This is a genomic window from Streptomyces sp. NPDC017095, from assembly GCF_044332325.1.
Taxonomy (GTDB): Bacteria; Actinomycetota; Actinomycetes; order Streptomycetales; family Streptomycetaceae; genus Streptomyces.
On sequence record NZ_JBIROU010000016.1, the window covers coordinates 196,943 to 215,545 of the forward strand.

Sequence of the window (18,603 nt, forward strand, 5' to 3'; positions counted from 1 at the left end):
CATGCGCCGCTACGGCAAGCACACCGACGAGGACGACATCCGCAGCCGCCCCAACCGCAAGGGCAACCGGCCGCGCACACACATCCGGCCCAAGCACGAGGACGCCGCCGAGGGCATGGTCCTCACCGTCGACCGGGGCCGGCTGACCTGCCTGGTGGACGACCGGGTGGTCATGGCGATGAAGGCCCGGGAGCTGGGCCGCAAGGCGGCCGTGGTGGGCGACCGGGTGGCCCTGGTCGGCGATCTGTCCGGGCAGAAGGACACCCTGGCGCGGATCGTCCGCATCGCGGAGCGCACCTCGGTGCTGCGCCGCACGGCGGACGACGACGATCCGTACGAGCGGGTGGTCGTCGCCAACGCCGACCAGCTGGCCGTGGTGACCGCCCTGGCCGACCCGGAGCCCCGCCCCCGGCTGATCGACCGCTGCCTGGTCGCGGCCTACGACGGCGGACTGTCCCCGCTGCTGGTGCTCACCAAGTCGGACCTGGCCCCGCCGGACAAGCTGCTGGAGCTGTACGGCGACCTGGACATCCCGTACGTCGTCACCAGCCGGGAGGAGCTGGAGAACGGCAGCGCGGTGGCCCGGGTGCGCGAGCAGCTGGACGGCAGGGTCACCGCGTTCGTCGGGCACTCCGGCGTGGGCAAGACGACCCTGGTCAACGCGCTGGTGCCGACGGACCGGCGGCGTTCGACGGGCCATGTCAACGCGGTGACGGGCCGCGGCCGGCACACCACGACCTCGGCGCTCGCGCTGCCGCTGCCGGACGGTGCCGGCTGGGTCGTCGACACCCCGGGCGTACGCTCCTTCGGCCTGCACCACGTGGACCCGTCCCGGGTGATCCACGCCTTCCCGGACCTCGAACCGGGCACGGCCGACTGCCCGCGCGCGTGCAGTCACGACGAGCCGGACTGCGCGCTGGACGCGTGGGTGGCGGACGGGCACGCGGACCCGGCGCGGCTGTACTCCCTGCGCCGGCTGCTGGCCACGCGGGAGCGCACGGAAGGCGACTGAGTCTGGCGGTGTTTGCCGGGCAGCCGGCTCGGTAAGTGCATAATCGCACCGAGCCGGGGATCCGGATCCAACGGGAGGACCGCACATGGCGTGGCTGCTGGTCATCGTGGCCGGAGTGCTGGAGACCGGCTTCGCCGTGTGCCTGAAGCTGTCGCACGGTTTCACGCGGCTGTGGCCGACGATCGCGTTCGCGTCGTTCGCGCTGGGCAGCTTCGGCCTGCTGACCCTGTCCCTGCGGAAGCTGGACGTCGGTCCCGCCTACGCCGTGTGGACCGGGATCGGCGCGGCGGGCACCGCGATCTACGGCATGGTCTTCCTCGGCGACCTGGTCTCCACCCTGAAGATCGTCTCCATCAGCCTGGTCATCGTGGGCGTGATCGGGCTCCAGTTGTCGGGGTCGACGCACTAGGGTCTCGCGTGCGGATCAGGCCGGACCAGGTCGCGCGGGAGCACCGCCCGTACCAGGTCCGCGATGCCGCCCTCCGCGGGCGGGGCCGCGACGCAGGACAGGGCGAGACGGACCACCAGCTCGCAGGCGCGCAGCAGCCGGGCGGTGTCGGCCGGGGCGGCTCCGGGTCCGGTGAGCGCGGTCGCCGCGCGGTCCCGGACGATGCGTACGAAGTCGGGGGGCGCCGGCAGCGCGGAGTCCGCGCGGCGCTGCGCCGGCACCGGGGAGCCGACGGGCGCGGCGGTGAACGGCGGGGCCGGCAGCCACTCGTGCCAGCAGCCGGTGAGCAGGGCCCGGACCAGCGCGTCGTCCCGGGCGGCGGCGGCCGTCCACTCGGCGGTGGCGGTCAGCCGGTCGGAGGGCTCCGCGGGACCGGTCAGCGCCCGCTCGACACCCGCGAGGTAGCCGTCGGCCGCCCGCCGGACCAGCGCCCGGGCCAGGCCGTCCTTGCCGCCGAACTCGTTGTACAGGGTCTGCCGGGACACTCCCGCCGACGCGGCCACGTCGACCATCCGCACCGCGGACCACGGCCGGCGCGCCAGCGCCGCCCAGGCGGCGTCCAACAGCAGTTCCCGGGCAGCGGGCATCCTCGCCTCCCTGGACCACAGTGACTCTGCGCCCAGATTTGACGGGCTTGTGTGCACTGTCAAGGGTTCGCGGGGAGCGTGGGGAAGTGCGGCGGAGTACGGGGAACGCCGGCCCGTCCGCCGCCGTGCCGCGGCTGATCACGCGGTTTGCGGTACGTCCGCGCGGGGCGCACACGCGGACGCGCCCCCTGTGGATCTGTACCGGCCCGGCCGGTAGCGTGCCCCGTATGGCCGACTACCTCGACGACCTCCGCCTCGCCCACGTCCTCGCGGACGCGGCCGACGCCGCCACCACGGCCCGCTTCCAGGCCCTCGACCTCAAAGTGGAGACCAAGCCGGACATGACCCCGGTGAGCGAAGCGGACAAGGCGGCGGAAGAACTCATCCGCGGCCGGCTCCAGCGCGACCGGCCCGGGGACTCCGTCCTCGGCGAGGAGTTCGGCGTCGAGGGCACCGGGCCCCGCCGCTGGGTGATCGACCCGATCGACGGCACCAAGAACTACGTCCGCGGCGTCCCGGTCTGGGCCACCCTCATCGCCCTGACCGAGGAGTCGGAGGGCGGCTACGAGCCGGTCGTCGGCGTCGTCTCCGCGCCCGCCCTCGGCCGCCGCTGGTGGGCCGCGAAGGGCCACGGCGCCTTCACCGGCCGCGACCTCGCCTCCGGCACCCCCCTGCACGTCTCCCGCGTCGGCAGGCTCGCGGACGCCTCCTTCGCCTACTCCTCGGTCACCGGCTGGGAGGAGCGGGGCCGGCTGGACAGCTTCCTGGACCTGGGCCGCAAGGTGTGGCGCACGCGCGCGTACGGCGACTTCTGGCCGTACATGATGGTCGCGGAGGGCTCCGTGGACCTCTGTGCCGAGCCGGAGCTGTCCCTGTGGGACATGGCCGCCAACGCGATCATCGTCACGGAGGCGGGCGGCACCTTCACCGGCCTCGACGGGCGTCCGGGCCCGTACGGCGGCAACGCGGCGGCCTCCAACGGCCTGCTCCACGACGAGCTGCTGGGACACCTCGGGTCGCGCGACTGAGCCACCGGGGCGGCCGGCGCGCTCCCCACCCGCTTCGCGCGCCCTCTTGTTGGCCCGTGCTCCGCCTGGCACTCTGGGCGCACCCCCACTTGTGAATTTGTGAATCCCGGACTTCTCCGGGATTCCTAGGAGGTGGCCCCTTCATGCTCGTCCGTGACGCCATGACCACGGTGATCCTCACCCTCGGCCCCGCGCACACCCTCCGCCAGGCTGCCAGCCTGATGTCCGCCCGCCGGGTCGGCGCCGCCGTGGTGTTCGACCCGGACGCCGGCGGCATCGGCATCCTCACCGAACGCGACATCCTCGACTCCGTCGGCCTGGGCCAGAACCCGGACGCGGAGCGCATCCACGCCCACACCACGACCGACGTGGTCTTCGCCGCGCCGACCTGGACGCTGGAGGAGGCGGCCGGCGCCATGGCGCGCGGCGGCTTCCGGCACCTGATCGTGCTCGACCACGGCGAGGTGACCGGGATCGTCTCGGTCCGCGACATCGTCCGCCGCTGGACCGCGGCCCGCGCGCCCGTCCCGGTGCCCTGAACACGCGAAGCGGGCCGGACCCGGAGCACCGTGGGTCCGGCCCGCCCAGCCGCGAGGACGGCCGGCTCAGCCGCGCAGCGTCCGCACCGCGATCTCCAGCCGCTTGCCGAAGTCCGCGTCGGCGTTCGCGAAGTTGCCGATCGCACGCTCGACGATGTCCGCGCGCGACACCTTCGAGAGGGCGCCCGCCAGGTTGGCGACCAGGCGCTCCTGCTCCTCCGGGGTCATCAGCCGGTAGAGGTTGCCCGCCTGCACGAAGTCGTTGTCCTCGGCGTGCACCGGCGTCGGGTGGCTGCCCGTGCCCGCGAGGAAGCCGTCGAAGGGCTGCCACAGCGGACGGCCGGTCTGCTGCGGCCCGCCGAAGCTGTTCGGCTCGTAGTTCTTCGCACCGCCGTGCCGGCCGTCGTAGAGGTAGCCGTCCCGGGAGTGGGTGCGCGCCTCGGTGGCGTGCGGCCGGTTCACCGGCAGGTGGTCGGCGTTGATGCCGACGCGGTAGCGGTGCGCGTCGCCGTAGGCGAAGAGCCGGCCCTGCAGCATCTTGTCGGGCGAGGGGCCGATGCCGGGCACGAAGTGCGCCGGGGAGAAGATCGACTGCTCGACCTCGGCGAAGACGTTCCGCGGGTTGCGGTTCAGCTCCAGCTTGCCGATCTCGATGACCGGGTAGTCGGCGTGCGGCCACACCTTGGTCAGGTCGAACGGGTTGAAGCGGTAGGTCGCCGCGTCCGCCGCCGGCATGATCTGCACGCCCACGGTCCAACTCGGGAACTCGCCGCGCTCGATCGCCTCGCGCAGGTCGCGCTGGTGCGAGTCGGGGTCCTTGCCCGCCAGGACCTCGGCGTCCTCGGCGGTGAGGGTCTTGATCCCCTGGTCGGTCTTGAAGTGGTACTTGACCCAGAAGACCTCGCCGGCCTCGTTGCTCCACTGGTAGGTGTGCGAGCCGAAACCGTCCATGTGCCGGTACGACGCCGGGATGCCCCGGTCGCCGAAGAGCCAGGTCACCTGGTGGGTCGACTCCGGCGACAGCGACCAGAAGTCCCACACGTTGTCGGCTTCCTGGCTGCCGGTGTACGGGTCGCGCTTCTGGGTGTGGATGAAGTCCGGGAACTTGATCGCGTCCCGGATGAAGAAGACCGGGGTGTTGTTGCCGACGAGGTCGTAGTTGCCCTCCTCGGTGTAGAACTTCAGCGCGAACCCGCGCGGGTCGCGGACGGCATCCGCCGCGCCGAGGTTGCCGGCCACGGTGGAGAACCGCAGGAAGACCTCGGTCTCCTTGCCGGCCTCGGAGAGGAACGCGGCACGGGTGTACGGCGTGACGTCCGCGGTCACCGTGAACGTGCCGTACGCGCCGGCGCCCCGGGCGTGCACCACCCGCTCCGGGATGCGCTCCCGGTTGAAGTGGGCCAGCTTCTCCAGCAGCAGCTGGTCCTGGAGGAGGACCGGTCCGCCGACGCCCGCCGTTTCGCTGTTCTGGTTGTCGGCGACCGGCGCCCCGGCCTCCGTGGTGAGCGGTCCCTGCGTCACGTGCGCCTCCTGCGTCAACTGACTAGTCCTGTCCTGCGGCCAAAGCCAGGTTCGATCCTACAATGGACTTTGTCTAAGTCAAGCAGTGATCCAAAGTCACACCTATTCCCGACCTGGTCCGGTTTGCTGTTAGGCTGGTAGCTATGAGCGACCTTCTGGAACGGCTGCGTGGACGCGGATGGCGGATGACCGCGCAGCGGCGCGTGGTGGCCGAGGTCCTGAACGGCGAACACGTTCATCTGACCGCCGACGAGGTGCACGCGCGGGCCGTCGCGAGGCTGCCCGAGATCTCCCGGGCGACCGTCTACAACACGCTGGGTGAGCTGGTCACGCTCGGCGAGGTGCTGGAAGTCACGACGGACAAGCGCGCCAAGCGGTACGACCCGAACGCGCACCGGCCGCACCACCATCTGGTGTGCGCCCGCTGCGGCGCGATCCGCGACGTCCACCCGTCCGGCAATCCCCTCGCCGACCTCCCCGACACCGAACGCTTCGGCTTCACGGTGTCCGAGGTGGAGATGACGTACCGGGGCCTGTGCCCGGACTGCGCGAGCGCCTAGCCTCCCCGTCTCGCTGGAGCCCCGGTGTCCACCGGGGCTCTTCGCGTACGCCCGGGGGTGCCGTGCGCGCGGGCCGGCCGTGTGCGCAGGAAAACACCGAGGGCCGGAACCCATTTCTGGACTCCGGCCCTCGGCCTTCAGTAGCGGGGACAGGATTTGAACCTGCGACCTCTGGGTTATGAGCCCAGCGAGCTACCGAGCTGCTCCACCCCGCGTCGATGAATATGACTCTACGCGAGTGGAGCCCGGCGAAGCAAATCCCTGAAAGCCGAAGTGGCGGGGGTCACTATGGGGGCGCCGGGGGAGGCGGTGCACGCCTCCGAGCGGGGCCCGGGGGGCCGGTAGACGCTCCCGAGCGGGGCCCGGGGGGCGGTAAACGCCTCCGAGCGGGGCGCCGGGACGGGGACCGGCCCGGCACGGGGACGGGGACCGGCCCGGCACGGGGACGGGGACCGGCCCGGCACGGGGACGGGGACCGGCCCGGCACGGGGACGGCCCGGACAAGGCGAGCGGACCCGCCAGGACGCGGGGGTCACACCTACCCGGCGAGGCGCGGGCGCCACGCCCACCCGGCCGGGCGGAGGCGACGGGACGGCCAGGGCGAGTCGCCGGCCGCACCGGCGCGGCGGGACACCGGGGCGGTGGGGCGGTGGGCGGACCGGGAGCGGGAACAGCCCGGACAAGGTAAGCCGACCCGACAGGATGTCCGGGCCACACCCACCCGACTGGGACGACGAGCAGGCGCCCCCTCGGAGCCGGGCACCGGCCGGGCCGAGGTGACGGGACGGCCGGGGCGGGTCGCCGGCCGCACCGGCGCGGCGGGACGCGGGCGCCACGCCCGCCCGACCGGGACGGCGAGCGGGCGCCCCCGGCCCGGAGCCGGGCACCGGCCGGGTCGAGACGGCAGGGCGGTCGGGACGAGTCGCCGGCCGCACCGGCGCGGCGACGGGGCGCCGGGGCGGTGGACGGCCCGGGACGGGAACGACCCAAGGCGGGGACGGCCCACACAAGGCGAGCGGACCCGCCAGGACGCAGACACCACACCCGCCCGCCTCGGACGGCGAGCCCCGGAACCGAGCACCGGCCGGGCCGAGGCGACGGGACGGCCGGGGCGAGTCGCCGATCGCACCCACGCGCGGCCGGGCGCCGGGACGGTGGACGCCCCGGGGCGGGGACGACCCCGATACGGCAAGCGGGCTCACCAAGACGCGGAGGCCACACCCACCCGACCGGGGTGGCGAGCCGGCGACCTCCGACCGGAACCGGGCACCGGCCGGACCGAGGCGACGGCACAGCCGGGGGTGAGCCGCCGGCCGCACCGGCGCGGCAGCGGGGCGCCGGGGCAGTGGGCGGACCGGGGGCGAGGACGACCCGGGCAAGGCGAGCGAGCCCCCAAGGCGCCGAGGTCATACCCACCCGGCCGGGACGGCGAGCCGACGACCTCCGACCGGAGCCGGGCACCGGCCGGGCCGCGGCGACGGGACGGCCGCGCGGGGCGCTGGCCGCGGCAGCGCGGCGGGGCCGCCGGGCCGTCGGGTTACGCCGACAGTTCCTGGCGTAGTGCGTCCCGGAGGCGGCCTGCTCGTTCGGCTACCTCCGCCGGGCCCAGGGCCACCGCCCGGTCGGCCCACCGCTGTCCCTCCGCCAGCTCGCCGCGACGCGCGTAGACCAGGGCCAGCCGCAGTGCCGCCCGGCCGTGCCCGGCGTCCGCGGCGCGGGTCCACCACACCGCCGCCTCCGGTTCGCTGCCCTCGCGGGCGAGCAGCAGCCCCAGGTTGAAGGCGCCGTTGCGCGACCCGGCCTCGGCCGCCTTGCGGTACCAGCGCGCCGCCTCGACCACGTCACCGCGGGCGGCGGCGAGCATCCCCACCCGGACCTGCGCCCGCCGGTGCCCCTGGCTCGCGGCCCGCTCGTACCACTCCTCGCACTCGGTCTTCTCGTGCACGATCTCGCCCAGCTCGTGCGCCGGCTCCGGCGGGCGGCGCGCGTCGAGCAGGGTGGCCAGCCGGTATGCGCCTTCCGCGCTGCCGCCGCCCGCGGCGCAGCGCAGATGCCGTTCGGCCTCCCGCTCGTCGCCCTCGCGCAGCCGGGCGATCCCGACCTGGAGCGCGGCCTCGGCGTGCCCGGCGGCGGCCGCCCGCTCGTACCAGCGCAGCGCCATCACCTCCTCGCCGCGTCCGGCGTAGAGGATGCCGAGGTTGAACGCGGCGTCCACGCTGCCGGCCTCGGCGGCCTTGGAGAACCACGGCTCGGCCCCGGTCGCGTCGCCGCCCTGGAGCAGCAGGATGGCCAGCGCGTTGGCGGCCTCCCGGTGCCCGGCGTAGGCGGCCTGGCGGTACCACTGCTCGGCCTGCGCGGTGCGGCCCTGTTCGGCGCAGAGCAGCGCGAGGTTGTAGGCGCCGTTGTCGTCGCCCGCGGTCAGCGCGGCCCGGTACCAGCGCTCGGCGGTCTGGGTCTCGCCGCGCTCGGCGTGCAGCGCGCCCAGCGCGTTGGCCGCGTTGCCGTCGCCCTCCTGGGCGGCGCGCAGCCACCACACGGCCGCGCTCTCGGTGTCGCCGGCGTCGCGCAGCAGGAAGCCGAGCGCGCAGGCGGCCCGCGGTTCGCCGTCCTTGGCGGAGGTCAGGTACCAGCGCCCGGCCTCCTTCAGCTCCCCGCGCCGCTCCAGGATCGCCCCGAGTTGCAGCGCGGCCCGCCGGTGACCGCGCGCGGCGGCCTGGCGGTACCACTGCTCGGCCTCCGTGACACCGGCGTCGGCGCCGGCCTCGTCCCCGTGGTCCGCGGCGCGGTCGAGTGCGCGCGCGAGCCGGTAGGCGGCCTCGCGGTGCCCGCGTTCGGCGGCGGCCCGCAGCCAGTGTCGGGCGCCGGCGTCCCCGCGGTGCTCCAGCAGGTCGGCGAGCGCGTAGGCGCCGAGGACATGGCCCTGCTCGGCGGACTGGCGCAGCCAGTACTCGGCGGCCGGCTCGTCCCCGCGCTCGCGGTGGTAGCGGCCGAGCGCGTGCGCGGCGGCGGCGGAGCCGGCCACGGCGGCGATCCGCCACCAGCCGGCCGCCTCCTCGGCGTACCCGCGCTGGTGCAGCAGGACTCCCAGGTTGTTGGCGGCGGCGCGGTCACCGGCCGCGGTGGCGGTCCGCAGCTGGGGTTCGGCTCCGTCGAGGTCGCCGCGGCGCAGCAGCATGGCTCCGAGGACGCTCGCCGCTTCCGCGTCGCCGTTCTGCGCGGCGAGCGCGAGGCGCGTCTCCTCGGCGGCCTCCCCCAGGTCCGCCAGCTCGTCGCGGGCCGGCTCCGTACCGGCAGGCTGCACAAATCGCCCTGACTCGAACAGAGTTGCCTTGTCCCCCATAACGTCCATCGTCGCACCACCTGCAACCTGGGTACACCCGGTATACCGCAGCCCGTGAGGTCACTTCAGCGTTTTGTCGACATGCCCACAGAGAGACAAGTCAAGCACACACCACCCGTCTACCCACGACGGCGCGGCCGACCCCCCTTCCGGCACGCGAGTTCCACACCACGCACACCACGAAGGCCCGGATCCGTATTGGATCCGGGCCTTCGACTTCAGTAGCGGGGACAGGATTTGAACCTGCGACCTCTGGGTTATGAGCCCAGCGAGCTACCGAGCTGCTCCACCCCGCGCCGTTGCAGGTCAACCGTACCACGGCGCGGGGGCGGTTCGGTCAGCTCCCCTTGCCACCGCTCCCACCAGCGCTTTTACCGGCCTTGGCCTGGGCCTTCTCGGCCTGCCGCAGCGCCTCCTGGAGATCCTTCTGCGCCTTGGCGTACGCGTCCCAGTCCGGGCCGTCCTTCAGGGCCTGCCGTCCCGCGTCGAAGGCCTTCTGGGCGTCCTGGAGGGCCCGTTGGACCGCCGGGTCGGTCTTGCCGGAGGGGTTGCCGCTGCCGGTGTCCGGCGGCGAGGTGTCCGAACTCCTGGCCCGGAAGACCTTGTCGAGCGCCTCGCCGAGGGTGTTCTCGAATGCGGTATCACCCTCATAGGTGACCAGCACTTTGCGCAACAGCGGGTATTTGAGGCTGCCGCCGCGTACGTAGACGGGTTCCACGTAGAGCAGTCCGCCGTCCAGCGGCACGGTCAGCAGGTTGCCGTACTCGATGTCGGAGTCGCCGCCCTTGAGGAGTTTGATCGCGGCGGCGATGTCCTGTTCGGAGTTGAACTTGCTCTGGACCTGTTTGGGTCCGTCGACGGTCGTGCCGGTCGGCAGTTTCAGGATCCTGATCTTGCCGTAGTCGTCGGTGCCGGCCTCCGCGTCGACGGTCATGAAGGCGCTGAGGTTGTCCCGGCCGCTCGGCGTGAACGTCGTCGACAGCGAGAACGCCTGCTTCGCCTGGTCCGGCATCCGCATGCTCAGGTAGTACGGCGGCACCGCGTCCCCGGACTTGTTGGTCGGGTCGTTCGGCACCTGCCAGACCTCGCTGCCGGTGAGGAAGGTGTCGGCGTCCGTCACGTGGTAGCGGGTGAGCAGTTCGCGCTGCACCTTGAACAGGTCCTGCGGGTAGCGCAGATGCTTCATCAGGTCCGGGGAGATCGCGCTCCTCGGCCGCACCGTGTCCGGGAACGCCTTCATCCAGGTCTTCAGCACCGGGTCCCGGGTGTCCCACTGGTAGAGCCTGACCTCGCCGGTGTACGCGTCGACCGTCGCCTTCACCGAGTTGCGGATGTAGTTGACCTGGTTCTGCTGGGCCACCACCGCACGCGAGTTGTTCGTCGCGGTCAGCGAGTCGGCGGTCGTGTCGCCGAGGGTCGTACGGGAGGAGTACGGATAGCTGTTGGTGGTCGTGTAGGCGTCGACGATCCACTGGATGCGGTGGTTCACGACCGCCGGGTAGGTGTCGCCGTCGATGGTCAGCCAGGGGGCGACCGCCTCGACCCGCTCCTTGGGTGTGCGGTTGTACAGGATCCGCGAACCCTTGCCGATCGCGCCCGAGTAGAGGATCTGCGGCTCGTTGAACGTCAGCGCGTACGCGGCCCGGTTGACCGGGTTGTCGAGGTTGACCCCGCTGCCGCCCCGGTAACTGGTCGGCTTCTCACCGCCGTTGTCGGAGTAGTCGATCTCCTTCTGGGGACCGCCGACGATGGAGTAGGTGGTGGTCTTCTCGCCGTAGTAGACGCGCTGTTCGTACGTGCCGAGGTCGCCCTTGGACGGCAGGTCGTACTCGGTGAAGACCGGCTCGCCGTCCTCCGCCTCGGTGCCCTTGGCGGCGACCACGCCGAAGCCGTGCGTGTAGCGGAAGTGGTCGTTGATCCAGTTGTTCTTGGGGATGCCGGCCAGGTTCAGCTCGCGCAGCCCGATGACCGTGTCCTGTTCCTTGCCGTCCTGGCCGGGGTACCGGTCGACGTCCAGGTTGGTCGGGAAGGCGTAGTAGTCCTTCATCTCCTGGCGCTGCTGGAAGGTCGGCGAGACGATGTTCGGGTCCAGGATCCGGATGCTCGCCGCGTCGTCCGCGTCACCGCGCAGCGTGCTCTTCTCGGACGTCGTGGACGTGCCCTCGTACCCGGAGACCTTGGTGTCGTCGATGCCGTACGCCTCACGCGTGGCCTTCAGGTTCTTCTGGACGTACGGCGCCTCCTTGGCCTGCTCGTTCGGCTGGACCTGGAACTTCTGCACGATGGCCGGGTACAGGCCGCCGATGAGGATCGCCGAGAGCACCATCAGGCCGAACCCGATGACGGGCAGCTGCCAGGTGCGCCGCCACAGCGTGGCGAAGAACAGCAGCGCGCAGATGACGGCGATGCAGAACAGGATGGTCTTGGCCGGCAGATAGGCGGTGGCGTCGACATAGCGCATGCCGGTCCAGTTGTCGGTCGCCTTGAAGTCGCTGGACTTGACCGCGAGGCCGTAGCGGTCGAGCCAGTAGGCGACCGCCTTCAGCGCCACGAAGATGCCGAGCAGCACCGACAGGTGCCCGGTCGCGGCGGCGGTGGCGCGCGCGCCGGGGCTGGTGACGCGCAGGCCGCCGTACAGGTAGTGGGTGAGCGCGGCGGCGATCAGGCACAGGACGGCGGTGGCGAAGCCGAAGCCGAGCAGGAACCGGTACCAGGGCAGGTCGAAGGCGAAGAAGGAGACGTCGAGGTGGAACTGCGGGTCCTTCTGGTGGAAGGGCACGCCGTTCACCCACATCAGCCAGGTCCGCCACTGGCCCGCGGCCGAGGCGCCCGCGATCAGCCCGACCAGCGAGGTGACCGCGAGCAGCAGCCACTTCTTGTACGGCGCGATGCCCATGCGGTAGCGGTCCAGGCTCTGCTGCTCCATGGACATGGCGCTGAGCGGGGGCCGCAGCCGGTGCGCGAGCCAGATGTTGAGGCCGACCGCGGCCGCCATCAGCAGACCGAAGACGAAGAAGAGGCCGATCTTGGTCGACAGGGTGGTGGTGAACACGGACGAGTAGTGCACCGACCGGTACCAGAGCCAGTCCGTCCAGAAGCCCGCGAACATGGTGAAGAGCATGCCGAGGACGGCGAGGACGCCCAGGGTGACGAGCAGGGCCCGGACCCTCCGGGACGGTCGGCCCGCCCTGATCCGTGGCCCCGTCGGGCCTCCGCCGCGGTCCGGCATCTGGAAAGCCAAGGTGCGCCCCTCGAAGTTCGCTGTCGATCCGTCAGGCCCCCGGGTTCGCGGGCCCTCCGTGGCCCCCCGTGTTCGTGGGCCCACACTTATGCAACTTACTCACGGTTTACTCGGTTCCCGATTCCGGCCGGGAACGAGGCAGGATTGTGACCATGTCCAACACTCCCATGGCAGCGAGCCCGCTCACCCGGGCCGTACTCGAGATCGACGAGTACGTCTCCGGCCTCGGCTGGGACCAGCCCGCTCGCCTTTTCGCCCTCGTAGACACCGCACGGCTGCGGGCTCAGGAACCTTCGCTCGCGGCTCAGCTGGGCCTCGGGGACGAGTCCGAGACCGTCGGTCTCACCCCGATCGAGCAGGACGAGGTCCCCTCCGGCAAGCCGCTGGACGAGTTCCTCGCCACCATCGCCTGGCCCGACGCCGTCACCGGCTGCGCGCTCACCGTCGAGCGGCTGATGCTGCCGCCGTCCGCCGAGGCCCAGGTGCCCTCCGGCCTGGACGAGACCAGGCTGGCCGAGTGGGTGGCCCGGCACCCCGAGCGCCAGGAGGTCCGGATGACGGTGGCCGTGCTGCGCGACGGCGGCCGCGAGTCGGCGCTGCGGCTGCGCGAGAAGGACTCCCCGACGGAGGTCCTGACCGGTCCCGATCTGGTGCCGGGCCTGTCGGACGCGCTGGCGGCGACGTTCGCGGACTGATCCGGCCCGCCGCGCCGCGCCCGGCGGACCGCCGCGGCGACCGCCCGTCCGCCGCGGTACGCCGCCGGGGCGTGCCGGTACGACCGATGGGGGCGCCCCTGCCGTCCAGGGAGCGCCCCCGGCCGTACGCCGGTCCGCTCAGCCCTTGGCGGTGCACTTCGGCAGGCCGGCGGTGTCGCCGGCGCGGATGTCCTCGAGCGCGTGCAGCGCGTCGTCCATGGTCTTGACCCGGACCAGGGTGAGCCCGTCCGGGGTGTCCTTGGCGGCTGCCCGGCAGTTGTCGGCGGGGGTCAGGAAGTACCGGGCGCCCCGGCTGCGGGCGCCGACGGTCTTCATCTCGACGCCGCCGATGGGGCCGACCGTGCCGTTGTCGTCGATGGTGCCGGTGCCGGCGACGAATCTGCCGCCGGTGAGGCTGCCCGGGGTGAGCTTGTCGTAGATGCCGAGGGCGAACATCAGGCCGGCGCTGGGGCCGCCGACGTCGGCCAGCTTGATGTCGATGGTGAACGGGTACGTGTGGTCGGTGCCGGCGGAGATGCCGACGATGGCCCGCTTGGGCCCGCCGTCGTCCGAGGCCGCGGTCGTGATCGCGATGTCCCGGGTGCGGGTCGCCGTCTTGTGGGCCTTCTGCGCGGCGGCCTGCTCCTTGGCGGGGACGACCGTGAAGACGACGTCCTGGCCGGGCTTGTGCTTGGTCACCAGCCGGGCGACGTCGGACGGCTGCTTGACCGCCGTGCCGTCCACGGCCTTGATCACGTCACCGGCGTGCAGCCGGCCCTCGGCCGGGGAGTCCTTGACGACCGTGGAGACGATCACCCAGGACTTCACCGGGATGCCCAGCTCCTTCAGGGCGGCGACCTTGGCGCTCTCCTGGGACTGGCTGAACTCCTCGGCGTTCTCCTGGGTGGACTGCTGCTCCGTCTTGCCGTCCGGGTAGAGCGTGTCGTGCGGCACGATCCTGCTGTCGTGCGCCAGCCAGCCGTAGACGGCCTCGACCAGGTTCATCCGGTAGTCCGCGCTGGTGACCCGGACGGTGGTCATGTTCAGATGGCCGTCGGCCGGATAGGTCTTGTGCCCGGACACCTGGAGCACCGGCTCGCCGTCGTGCTCGCCGAGCGTGTTCACGGTCGGGCCGGGGGACATCTCCGCGTACGGCACGGGGATGAGCACTCCCGCGCACAGGAGCGCGATCAGCATCAGGGTCGAGGCGAGCATCGTCGCGGTGCGGCGTGGCATGCCCCGACAGTACGTGACGCCACTGTCAGCGCACGGTCAGGGCACCCCTGTCACGCGCCGCGCGCACCCGGCCCGGACTTCTCCATGGCCGCGCGGAACCGGGCGTATCCGTCCAGCTCGGGACCGTCACCGCGGACCTTGCGCGTCCGGTTGGCCCAGCTGCCCCACAGACCGCCGCCGACCGCGGCCACCAGCGGGATCAACAGCCAGACGAGCACCCCCATGCCGACCTCCCATAGCCATGAGCGTCCGCAACGGACTGATCAGCAGATTAACCATCCGCTCGGACAACGCTCACGCGAGGGTGCCGGTTACGCAACCGGAGAGGCCGGTGAGCCTGACGCGCACCCGGCCGGACGGCCGGGCTCAGCAGGCTCCGACCCACTCCTCGGTGCCGTCCGAGAACGTCTGGTGCTTCCAGATGGGCACCTCGTGCTTGAGGTCGTCGATCAGCCGGCGGCAGGCGTCGAAGGCCTCCGCGCGGTGCGGGCAGGCCACGGCGACGACCACCGCGAGGTCCCCGACCCGCAGATCGCCCACCCGGTGGACGGCGGCCAGCGCCCGCACCGGGTGGCCGGCGACGACCTTCTCGGCGATCCGCCGCATCTCGGCCTCGGCGCTGGGGTGGCAGGAGTAGCCGAGGGCGGCCACGTCGGCGCCCCCGTCGTGGTCGCGCACCGTCCCGACGAACAGCGCGACACCGCCGGCCGCGTCGTCCCCGACCGCCCGGAACACCTCGTCCACCGAGAGCGGGGTCTCCCGGATGCCGATCAGCTTGATGGGATCGTCAGCCGCCCGCTCGCCCGGGTGGTCGTTCGTGAGTGCCATGGGACCATCGTGCCGCACGGGCCGTGGGCGCGGAATACGACGTTCGCCAGGCACGCGCGCGTGCCGCTTTGGAGGCTCCTACAGCCGCGTCGCGGCCCGCCAGCGCCTCACACCCGCCGCCGGGCCTTGCGGGCCCGCCGCACGACGGCCGCCGCGCCCAGCAGGGCCACCGTCGCGCCGGCCGCGCCGGCCGCCGTGGCGTCCTTGCGGCCCAGCCGCCGCCCGGCCACCGTGCGCCGCCCGGCCACCTCCTCCAGCAGCTGGGCCAGGACCTCCTCGTTGGTCCACTTCGGCCGCCACCCGGCCTCGTGCAGCCGGCTGCCGCTGACCACCCAGGGGTACATCGTGTACGCCAGGTCGCCGGCCGGGGACGGGGTGAGCCCGATCCGGTGCAGCCGGGCCGCCGCGCCCAGGGCGACCGCCGACGGCAGCTCCATCCGGCGGATCCCGCTCAGCTCCTCGACCTCCTCCTGCTCCAGCCACCCGTCACAGCCGACGGCCAGCTCCCCGTCCGCCTTCTCCAGCACGGCGTACTCCAGGGCGCTGCACAGGTCCTCGACGTGGCAGAACTGCCAGGCGGGCCGCGACCCGGCGACGACCAGCAGCCGGGGGGACTCGAAATACCGGGTCAGGGCGGTGTCGGTGCCGCCGACCAGGACGGCGGGCCGTACCACGGTCACGTTCAGCCCGGGATGCGCGCGCGGAGCGCGCCGGGCCAGCCGTTCGATCTCCAGCAGGTCGCCGACACCGGTCGCCTCGGCGGTGGCGCGCAGCTCGGCGTCCTCCGACAGGGGCAGCTCGTTGTCCGGCAGCGCGCCGTAGACCATGGCGGAGGTGCACAGCACCACCCGGTGCACGCCGGCCGCCGCGGCGGCGGTCAGCACGGTCTGGGTCCCCCGGACGTTGTACGCCGTGCGCGCCGCCGGATCGCTCTCCAGATCGAGGTCGAGCGCGAGGTGGACGACGACGTCGGCGCCGCGCAGCTTGTCCGCGATCGCCGGGTCGCGCACGTCCAGGATGTGCCACCGCGCCTCGGCGCACTCGCCGCGCCGCTCGTCGATGGCGACGACCTGTCTGATCTCCTCGCAGGCGGCGAGCCGCTCGGTGAGCAGGGCGCCGACCCCGCCGGCGGCGCCGGTCACCGCGACGACGGGCCCGCGCACGGCGGCTTTGCGCGCGGCGGGAGAGGTTGCGGGGTTTCGCGCTGCGCGAACCTGTGGATCTGGGGAACTCACCGGGCGTCTCCAGCGGTTGTCTTCAGTACGCGCGCATATGACGCGTACGTACCAGGTGCGTCCATCCTGCCGCAGGCCTTCCGCAGGCGAAGCACCGAGGCCCTATCGGGTCCGGGTGTCTACGCTGGGTGGTGTTGTCGGGCAGCCGCGCCGCCGGAGTGAGACCGGTGGCCTTACCAGCCGAGGATTCCCGTGAGTGACACCCCATTCGGTTTCGGCCTTCCGCCGGAGGAGCCGGAAGACGGCGACGAGGGCAAGAAGAAGGACCAGCAGAGCGGTGGTGGGCAGGGACCGGCCAATCCGTTCGGTTTCGGCGACCTGCCCGGAGCCGGCGGCTTTGGCGGCCCCGGCGCCGACAACCCGCTCGCCGCGATGTTCGGCTCCCTGAACCCCACGGACCTGGGCGCCGCCTTCCAGCAGCTCGGCCAGATGCTCTCGTACGAGGGCGGCCCGGTGAACTGGGACATGGCCAAGCAGATCGCCCGCCAGACGGTCGCCCAGGGCACCGCGGACGGCACCAAGGACGCCAGCGTCGGTCCGGCCGAGCGCCGGGCGGTGGAGGAGGCCGTCCGCCTCGCCGACCTGTGGCTGGACGACGCGACGTCGCTGCCGTCGGGTTCCGCCTCGGCGGTGGCCTGGTCGCGCGCGGAGTGGGTGGAGGCGACCCTGCCCGCCTGGCAGGAGCTGGTCGACCCGGTCGCCGAGCGGGTCGGCGCGGCCATGGGCGACGTCCTGCCGGAGGAGATGCAGGCCATGGCGGGCCCGCTGATCGGCATGATGCGCTCGATGGGCGGCGCCATGTTCGGCACGCAGATCGGGCAGGCCGTGGGCGTGCTCGCGGGCGAGGTCGTCGGCTCGACCGACGTCGGCCTGCCGCTGGGCCCGGCCGGCAAGGCCGCCCTGCTCCCGGCGAACGTGGCGGCGTTCGGCAAGGACCTGAGCGTGCCGCAGGAGGAGGTGCGGCTCTACCTGGCCCTGCGCGAGGCCGCCCACCAGCGGCTGTTCGCGCACGTGCCGTGGCTGCGCTCGCACCTGTTCGGCGCGGTCGACGGCTACGCGCGCGGCATCAAGGTCGACACGGCCAAGCTGGAGGACGTGGTCGGCCAGTTCGATCCGCAGAACCCCGAGCAGTTGCAGGACGCGCTCCAGCAGGGCATGTTCCAGCCCGAGGACACGCCCCAGCAGAAGGCGGCCCTGGCCCGGCTGGAGACCGCCCTGGCGCTCGTGGAGGGCTGGGTGGACGCGGTGGTGCACGCCGCCGCGAAGCCGCGCCTGGGCTCCGCCGACGCGCTGCGCGAGACGCTGCGCCGCCGCCGCGCGACCGGTGGCCCGGCGGAGCAGACGTTCGCCACGCTGATCGGTCTGGAGCTGCGCCCGCGCCGGCTGCGCGACGCCTCCCGGCTGTGGGCCTCGCTCACGGACGCGCGCGGGGTGGACGGCCGGGACGGCCTGTGGGCCCACCCGGACATGCTGCCGACCGCGACCGACCTGGACGACCCGGACGGCTTCGTGCACCGCGAGCAGCTCGACTTCTCGGAGCTGGACAAGATGCTCGGCGAGGCCGCCGGCAAGCCGGACCTGCACAAGAAGGACACCGGGGCCGCCGACGCGAAGGACACCGGGGCCGGCGAGGGCAAGGGCGACGAGGGCAAGGGCGACGAGGGCAAGGGCGACGACGCCGAGTGAGCCTGTACGACGACGCGGTCCTCGTGCTGAAGGGGTACGAGGGCCAGAGCGGGCTGCGCCAGGAGTACCTGGACCACCTCGCGGCGCATCCGGACGGCCTGTGGAAGGCGTGCGGCGCGGGCCATCTCACGGCCAGTGCCCTGGTCGTCGACCCCGCGGGCGGCCGGGTGCTGCTCACCCTGCACCGGAAGCTGCGGATGTGGCTCCAGATGGGCGGCCACTGCGAGCCGGGTGATCCCACGCTCCAGGCGGCGGCCCTGCGCGAGGCGACGGAGGAGTCCGGTGTCGCCGGGCTGGCACCGCTGCCCGGCGGCCCGGTGCGGCTGGACCGGCATCCGATCCCGGCGCCCTGCACCTGGCACTTCGACGTGCAGTACGCGGTCCTGGCCCCGCCCGGCGCGGTGCACGAGATCAGCGACGAATCCCTCGACCTGCGCTGGTTCGCCTACGAGGAGGTGGCCGGCGTGGCCGACGAGTCCGTCGTACGGCTGGTGGAGGCCACGCGCGCCAGGCTGTGAACGGCGCGTGCGGCGCGACGCCGGCCCGGACGGGTAGGGTCTTTCGTTTGGATCAGGCCGGATCAGGGAGCGGGGTCTGGTGCCGTGCATCGCAAGGCGGAGGAGGGCGCCATGGCGGAGCCATGGCAA

Annotated in this window: 16 protein-coding genes and 2 tRNA genes; 8 read left to right on the top strand and 10 right to left on the bottom strand. The window is 72.8% G+C overall.

Annotation, left to right across the window (positions count from 1 at the left end; translation table 11 throughout):
- The first annotated feature begins 1 nt into the window (after position 1).
- On the top strand, positions 2-1,012 hold the full coding sequence (gene rsgA, locus ACH4OA_RS28430) for a ribosome small subunit-dependent GTPase A (protein ID WP_397940241.1): 1,011 nt from the start codon (positions 2-4) through the stop codon (positions 1,010-1,012).
- Between the two features lie 85 nt (positions 1,013-1,097).
- Positions 1,098-1,421 (top strand): multidrug efflux SMR transporter, encoded by a 324-nt coding sequence (locus ACH4OA_RS28435; RefSeq protein WP_365875337.1) that lies wholly within the window; start codon positions 1,098-1,100, stop codon positions 1,419-1,421.
- On the opposite strand, the gene ACH4OA_RS28440 is transcribed toward ACH4OA_RS28435, so the two are convergent.
- Positions 1,418-2,047, bottom strand: coding sequence for a TetR/AcrR family transcriptional regulator (locus ACH4OA_RS28440; RefSeq protein WP_397948546.1), 630 nt, complete (start codon positions 2,045-2,047; stop codon positions 1,418-1,420). The two genes, ACH4OA_RS28435 and ACH4OA_RS28440, sit on opposite strands and share 4 nt — an antisense overlap.
- Before the next feature lie 227 nt (positions 2,048-2,274).
- On the opposite strand from ACH4OA_RS28440, the gene hisN reads away from it, so the two are divergent.
- Together hisN and ACH4OA_RS28450 are read left to right on the top strand one after the other, a co-directional pair.
- The gene (gene hisN, locus ACH4OA_RS28445; protein ID WP_397971860.1) at positions 2,275-3,075 is read left to right on the top strand and encodes a histidinol-phosphatase; all 801 of its coding nucleotides are present in this window, start codon (positions 2,275-2,277) and stop codon (positions 3,073-3,075) included.
- A 143-nt stretch (positions 3,076-3,218) separates the two neighbouring features.
- Positions 3,219-3,614, top strand: a complete 396-nt coding sequence (locus tag ACH4OA_RS28450; RefSeq protein ID WP_397971862.1) for a cyclic nucleotide-binding/CBS domain-containing protein — start codon at positions 3,219-3,221, stop codon at positions 3,612-3,614.
- A 66-nt stretch (positions 3,615-3,680) separates the two neighbouring features.
- Here the strand turns inward: ACH4OA_RS28450 and ACH4OA_RS28455 are convergent, their stop codons facing one another.
- Positions 3,681-5,135: a catalase gene (locus ACH4OA_RS28455; RefSeq protein WP_397940249.1), complete on the bottom strand. Its 1,455-nt coding sequence runs from the start codon at positions 5,133-5,135 to the stop codon at positions 3,681-3,683.
- Positions 5,136-5,278: 143 nt separating this feature from the next.
- Between ACH4OA_RS28455 and ACH4OA_RS28460 the strand changes: the two genes are divergently transcribed.
- On the top strand, positions 5,279-5,695 hold the full coding sequence (locus ACH4OA_RS28460) for a Fur family transcriptional regulator (protein ID WP_365875327.1): 417 nt from the start codon (positions 5,279-5,281) through the stop codon (positions 5,693-5,695).
- 141 nt (positions 5,696-5,836) lie between these two features.
- On the opposite strand, the gene ACH4OA_RS28465 is transcribed toward ACH4OA_RS28460, so the two are convergent.
- The 4 genes from ACH4OA_RS28465 to ACH4OA_RS28480 form a co-directional block, all read right to left on the bottom strand.
- A tRNA-Met gene (locus ACH4OA_RS28465) sits at positions 5,837-5,910 on the bottom strand.
- Between the two features lie 1,322 nt (positions 5,911-7,232).
- Positions 7,233-9,044 carry a sel1 repeat family protein gene (locus tag ACH4OA_RS28470; protein ID WP_397971864.1) on the bottom strand — a complete coding sequence of 604 codons (1,812 nt, stop codon included), beginning with the start codon at positions 9,042-9,044 and terminating at the stop codon, positions 7,233-7,235.
- 213 nt (positions 9,045-9,257) lie between these two features.
- Positions 9,258-9,331, bottom strand: a tRNA-Met gene (locus ACH4OA_RS28475).
- Between the two features lie 41 nt (positions 9,332-9,372).
- A complete protein-coding gene (locus ACH4OA_RS28480) occupies positions 9,373-12,264 on the bottom strand; it encodes a UPF0182 family protein (protein ID WP_397971887.1) in 2,892 nt (963 codons plus the stop codon).
- Between the two features lie 164 nt (positions 12,265-12,428).
- Here ACH4OA_RS28480 and ACH4OA_RS28485 point away from each other — a divergent pair, with 164 nt between their 5' ends.
- Positions 12,429-12,971: a PPA1309 family protein gene (locus ACH4OA_RS28485; protein ID WP_365875323.1), complete on the top strand. Its 543-nt coding sequence runs from the start codon at positions 12,429-12,431 to the stop codon at positions 12,969-12,971.
- Between the two features lie 138 nt (positions 12,972-13,109).
- Here the strand turns inward: ACH4OA_RS28485 and ACH4OA_RS28490 are convergent, their stop codons facing one another.
- The 4 genes from ACH4OA_RS28490 to ACH4OA_RS28505 form a co-directional block, all read right to left on the bottom strand.
- Positions 13,110-14,207: a PDZ domain-containing protein gene (locus ACH4OA_RS28490; RefSeq protein ID WP_397971866.1), complete on the bottom strand. Its 1,098-nt coding sequence runs from the start codon at positions 14,205-14,207 to the stop codon at positions 13,110-13,112.
- 50 nt (positions 14,208-14,257) lie between these two features.
- Entirely contained in the window at positions 14,258-14,431 is a 174-nt protein-coding gene (locus ACH4OA_RS28495; protein WP_365875319.1) for a hypothetical protein, read from the bottom strand.
- Positions 14,432-14,573: 142 nt separating this feature from the next.
- The gene (locus ACH4OA_RS28500; protein ID WP_365875317.1) at positions 14,574-15,035 is read right to left on the bottom strand and encodes a molybdenum cofactor biosynthesis protein MoaE; all 462 of its coding nucleotides are present in this window, start codon (positions 15,033-15,035) and stop codon (positions 14,574-14,576) included.
- 107 nt (positions 15,036-15,142) lie between these two features.
- The gene (locus tag ACH4OA_RS28505) at positions 15,143-16,270 is read right to left on the bottom strand and encodes an SDR family oxidoreductase (RefSeq protein WP_397971868.1); all 1,128 of its coding nucleotides are present in this window, start codon (positions 16,268-16,270) and stop codon (positions 15,143-15,145) included.
- Positions 16,271-16,462: 192 nt separating this feature from the next.
- Between ACH4OA_RS28505 and ACH4OA_RS28510 the strand changes: the two genes are divergently transcribed.
- On the top strand, positions 16,463-17,956 hold the full coding sequence (locus ACH4OA_RS28510) for a zinc-dependent metalloprotease (protein WP_397948554.1): 1,494 nt from the start codon (positions 16,463-16,465) through the stop codon (positions 17,954-17,956).
- The gene (locus ACH4OA_RS28515; protein ID WP_397940257.1) at positions 17,953-18,474 is read left to right on the top strand and encodes an NUDIX hydrolase; all 522 of its coding nucleotides are present in this window, start codon (positions 17,953-17,955) and stop codon (positions 18,472-18,474) included. The genes ACH4OA_RS28510 and ACH4OA_RS28515 overlap by 4 nt, the downstream gene beginning before the upstream one ends.
- The last annotated feature ends 129 nt before the right edge of the window (positions 18,475-18,603 follow it).

Excerpts from the sequence above, each read along its gene's own strand:
- ACH4OA_RS28460 (WP_365875327.1), top strand. The coding sequence starts at position 5,279 with ATGAGCGACCTTCTGGAACGGCTGCGTGGACGCGGATGGCGGATGACC.
- rsgA (WP_397940241.1), top strand. The coding sequence starts at position 2 with ATGCGCCGCTACGGCAAGCACACCGACGAGGACGACATCCGCAGCCGC.
- ACH4OA_RS28500 (WP_365875317.1), bottom strand. The coding sequence starts at position 15,035 with ATGGCACTCACGAACGACCACCCGGGCGAGCGGGCGGCTGACGATCCC.
- ACH4OA_RS28435 (WP_365875337.1), top strand. The coding sequence starts at position 1,098 with ATGGCGTGGCTGCTGGTCATCGTGGCCGGAGTGCTGGAGACCGGCTTC.
- ACH4OA_RS28485 (WP_365875323.1), top strand. The coding sequence starts at position 12,429 with ATGTCCAACACTCCCATGGCAGCGAGCCCGCTCACCCGGGCCGTACTC.
- ACH4OA_RS28470 (WP_397971864.1), bottom strand. The coding sequence starts at position 9,044 with ATGGACGTTATGGGGGACAAGGCAACTCTGTTCGAGTCAGGGCGATTT.
- ACH4OA_RS28495 (WP_365875319.1), bottom strand. The coding sequence starts at position 14,431 with ATGGGGGTGCTCGTCTGGCTGTTGATCCCGCTGGTGGCCGCGGTCGGC.
- ACH4OA_RS28450 (WP_397971862.1), top strand. The coding sequence starts at position 3,219 with ATGCTCGTCCGTGACGCCATGACCACGGTGATCCTCACCCTCGGCCCC.
- ACH4OA_RS28480 (WP_397971887.1), bottom strand. The coding sequence starts at position 12,264 with ATGCCGGACCGCGGCGGAGGCCCGACGGGGCCACGGATCAGGGCGGGC.
- hisN (WP_397971860.1), top strand. The coding sequence starts at position 2,275 with ATGGCCGACTACCTCGACGACCTCCGCCTCGCCCACGTCCTCGCGGAC.
- ACH4OA_RS28440 (WP_397948546.1), bottom strand. The coding sequence starts at position 2,047 with ATGCCCGCTGCCCGGGAACTGCTGTTGGACGCCGCCTGGGCGGCGCTG.
- ACH4OA_RS28490 (WP_397971866.1), bottom strand. The coding sequence starts at position 14,207 with ATGCCACGCCGCACCGCGACGATGCTCGCCTCGACCCTGATGCTGATC.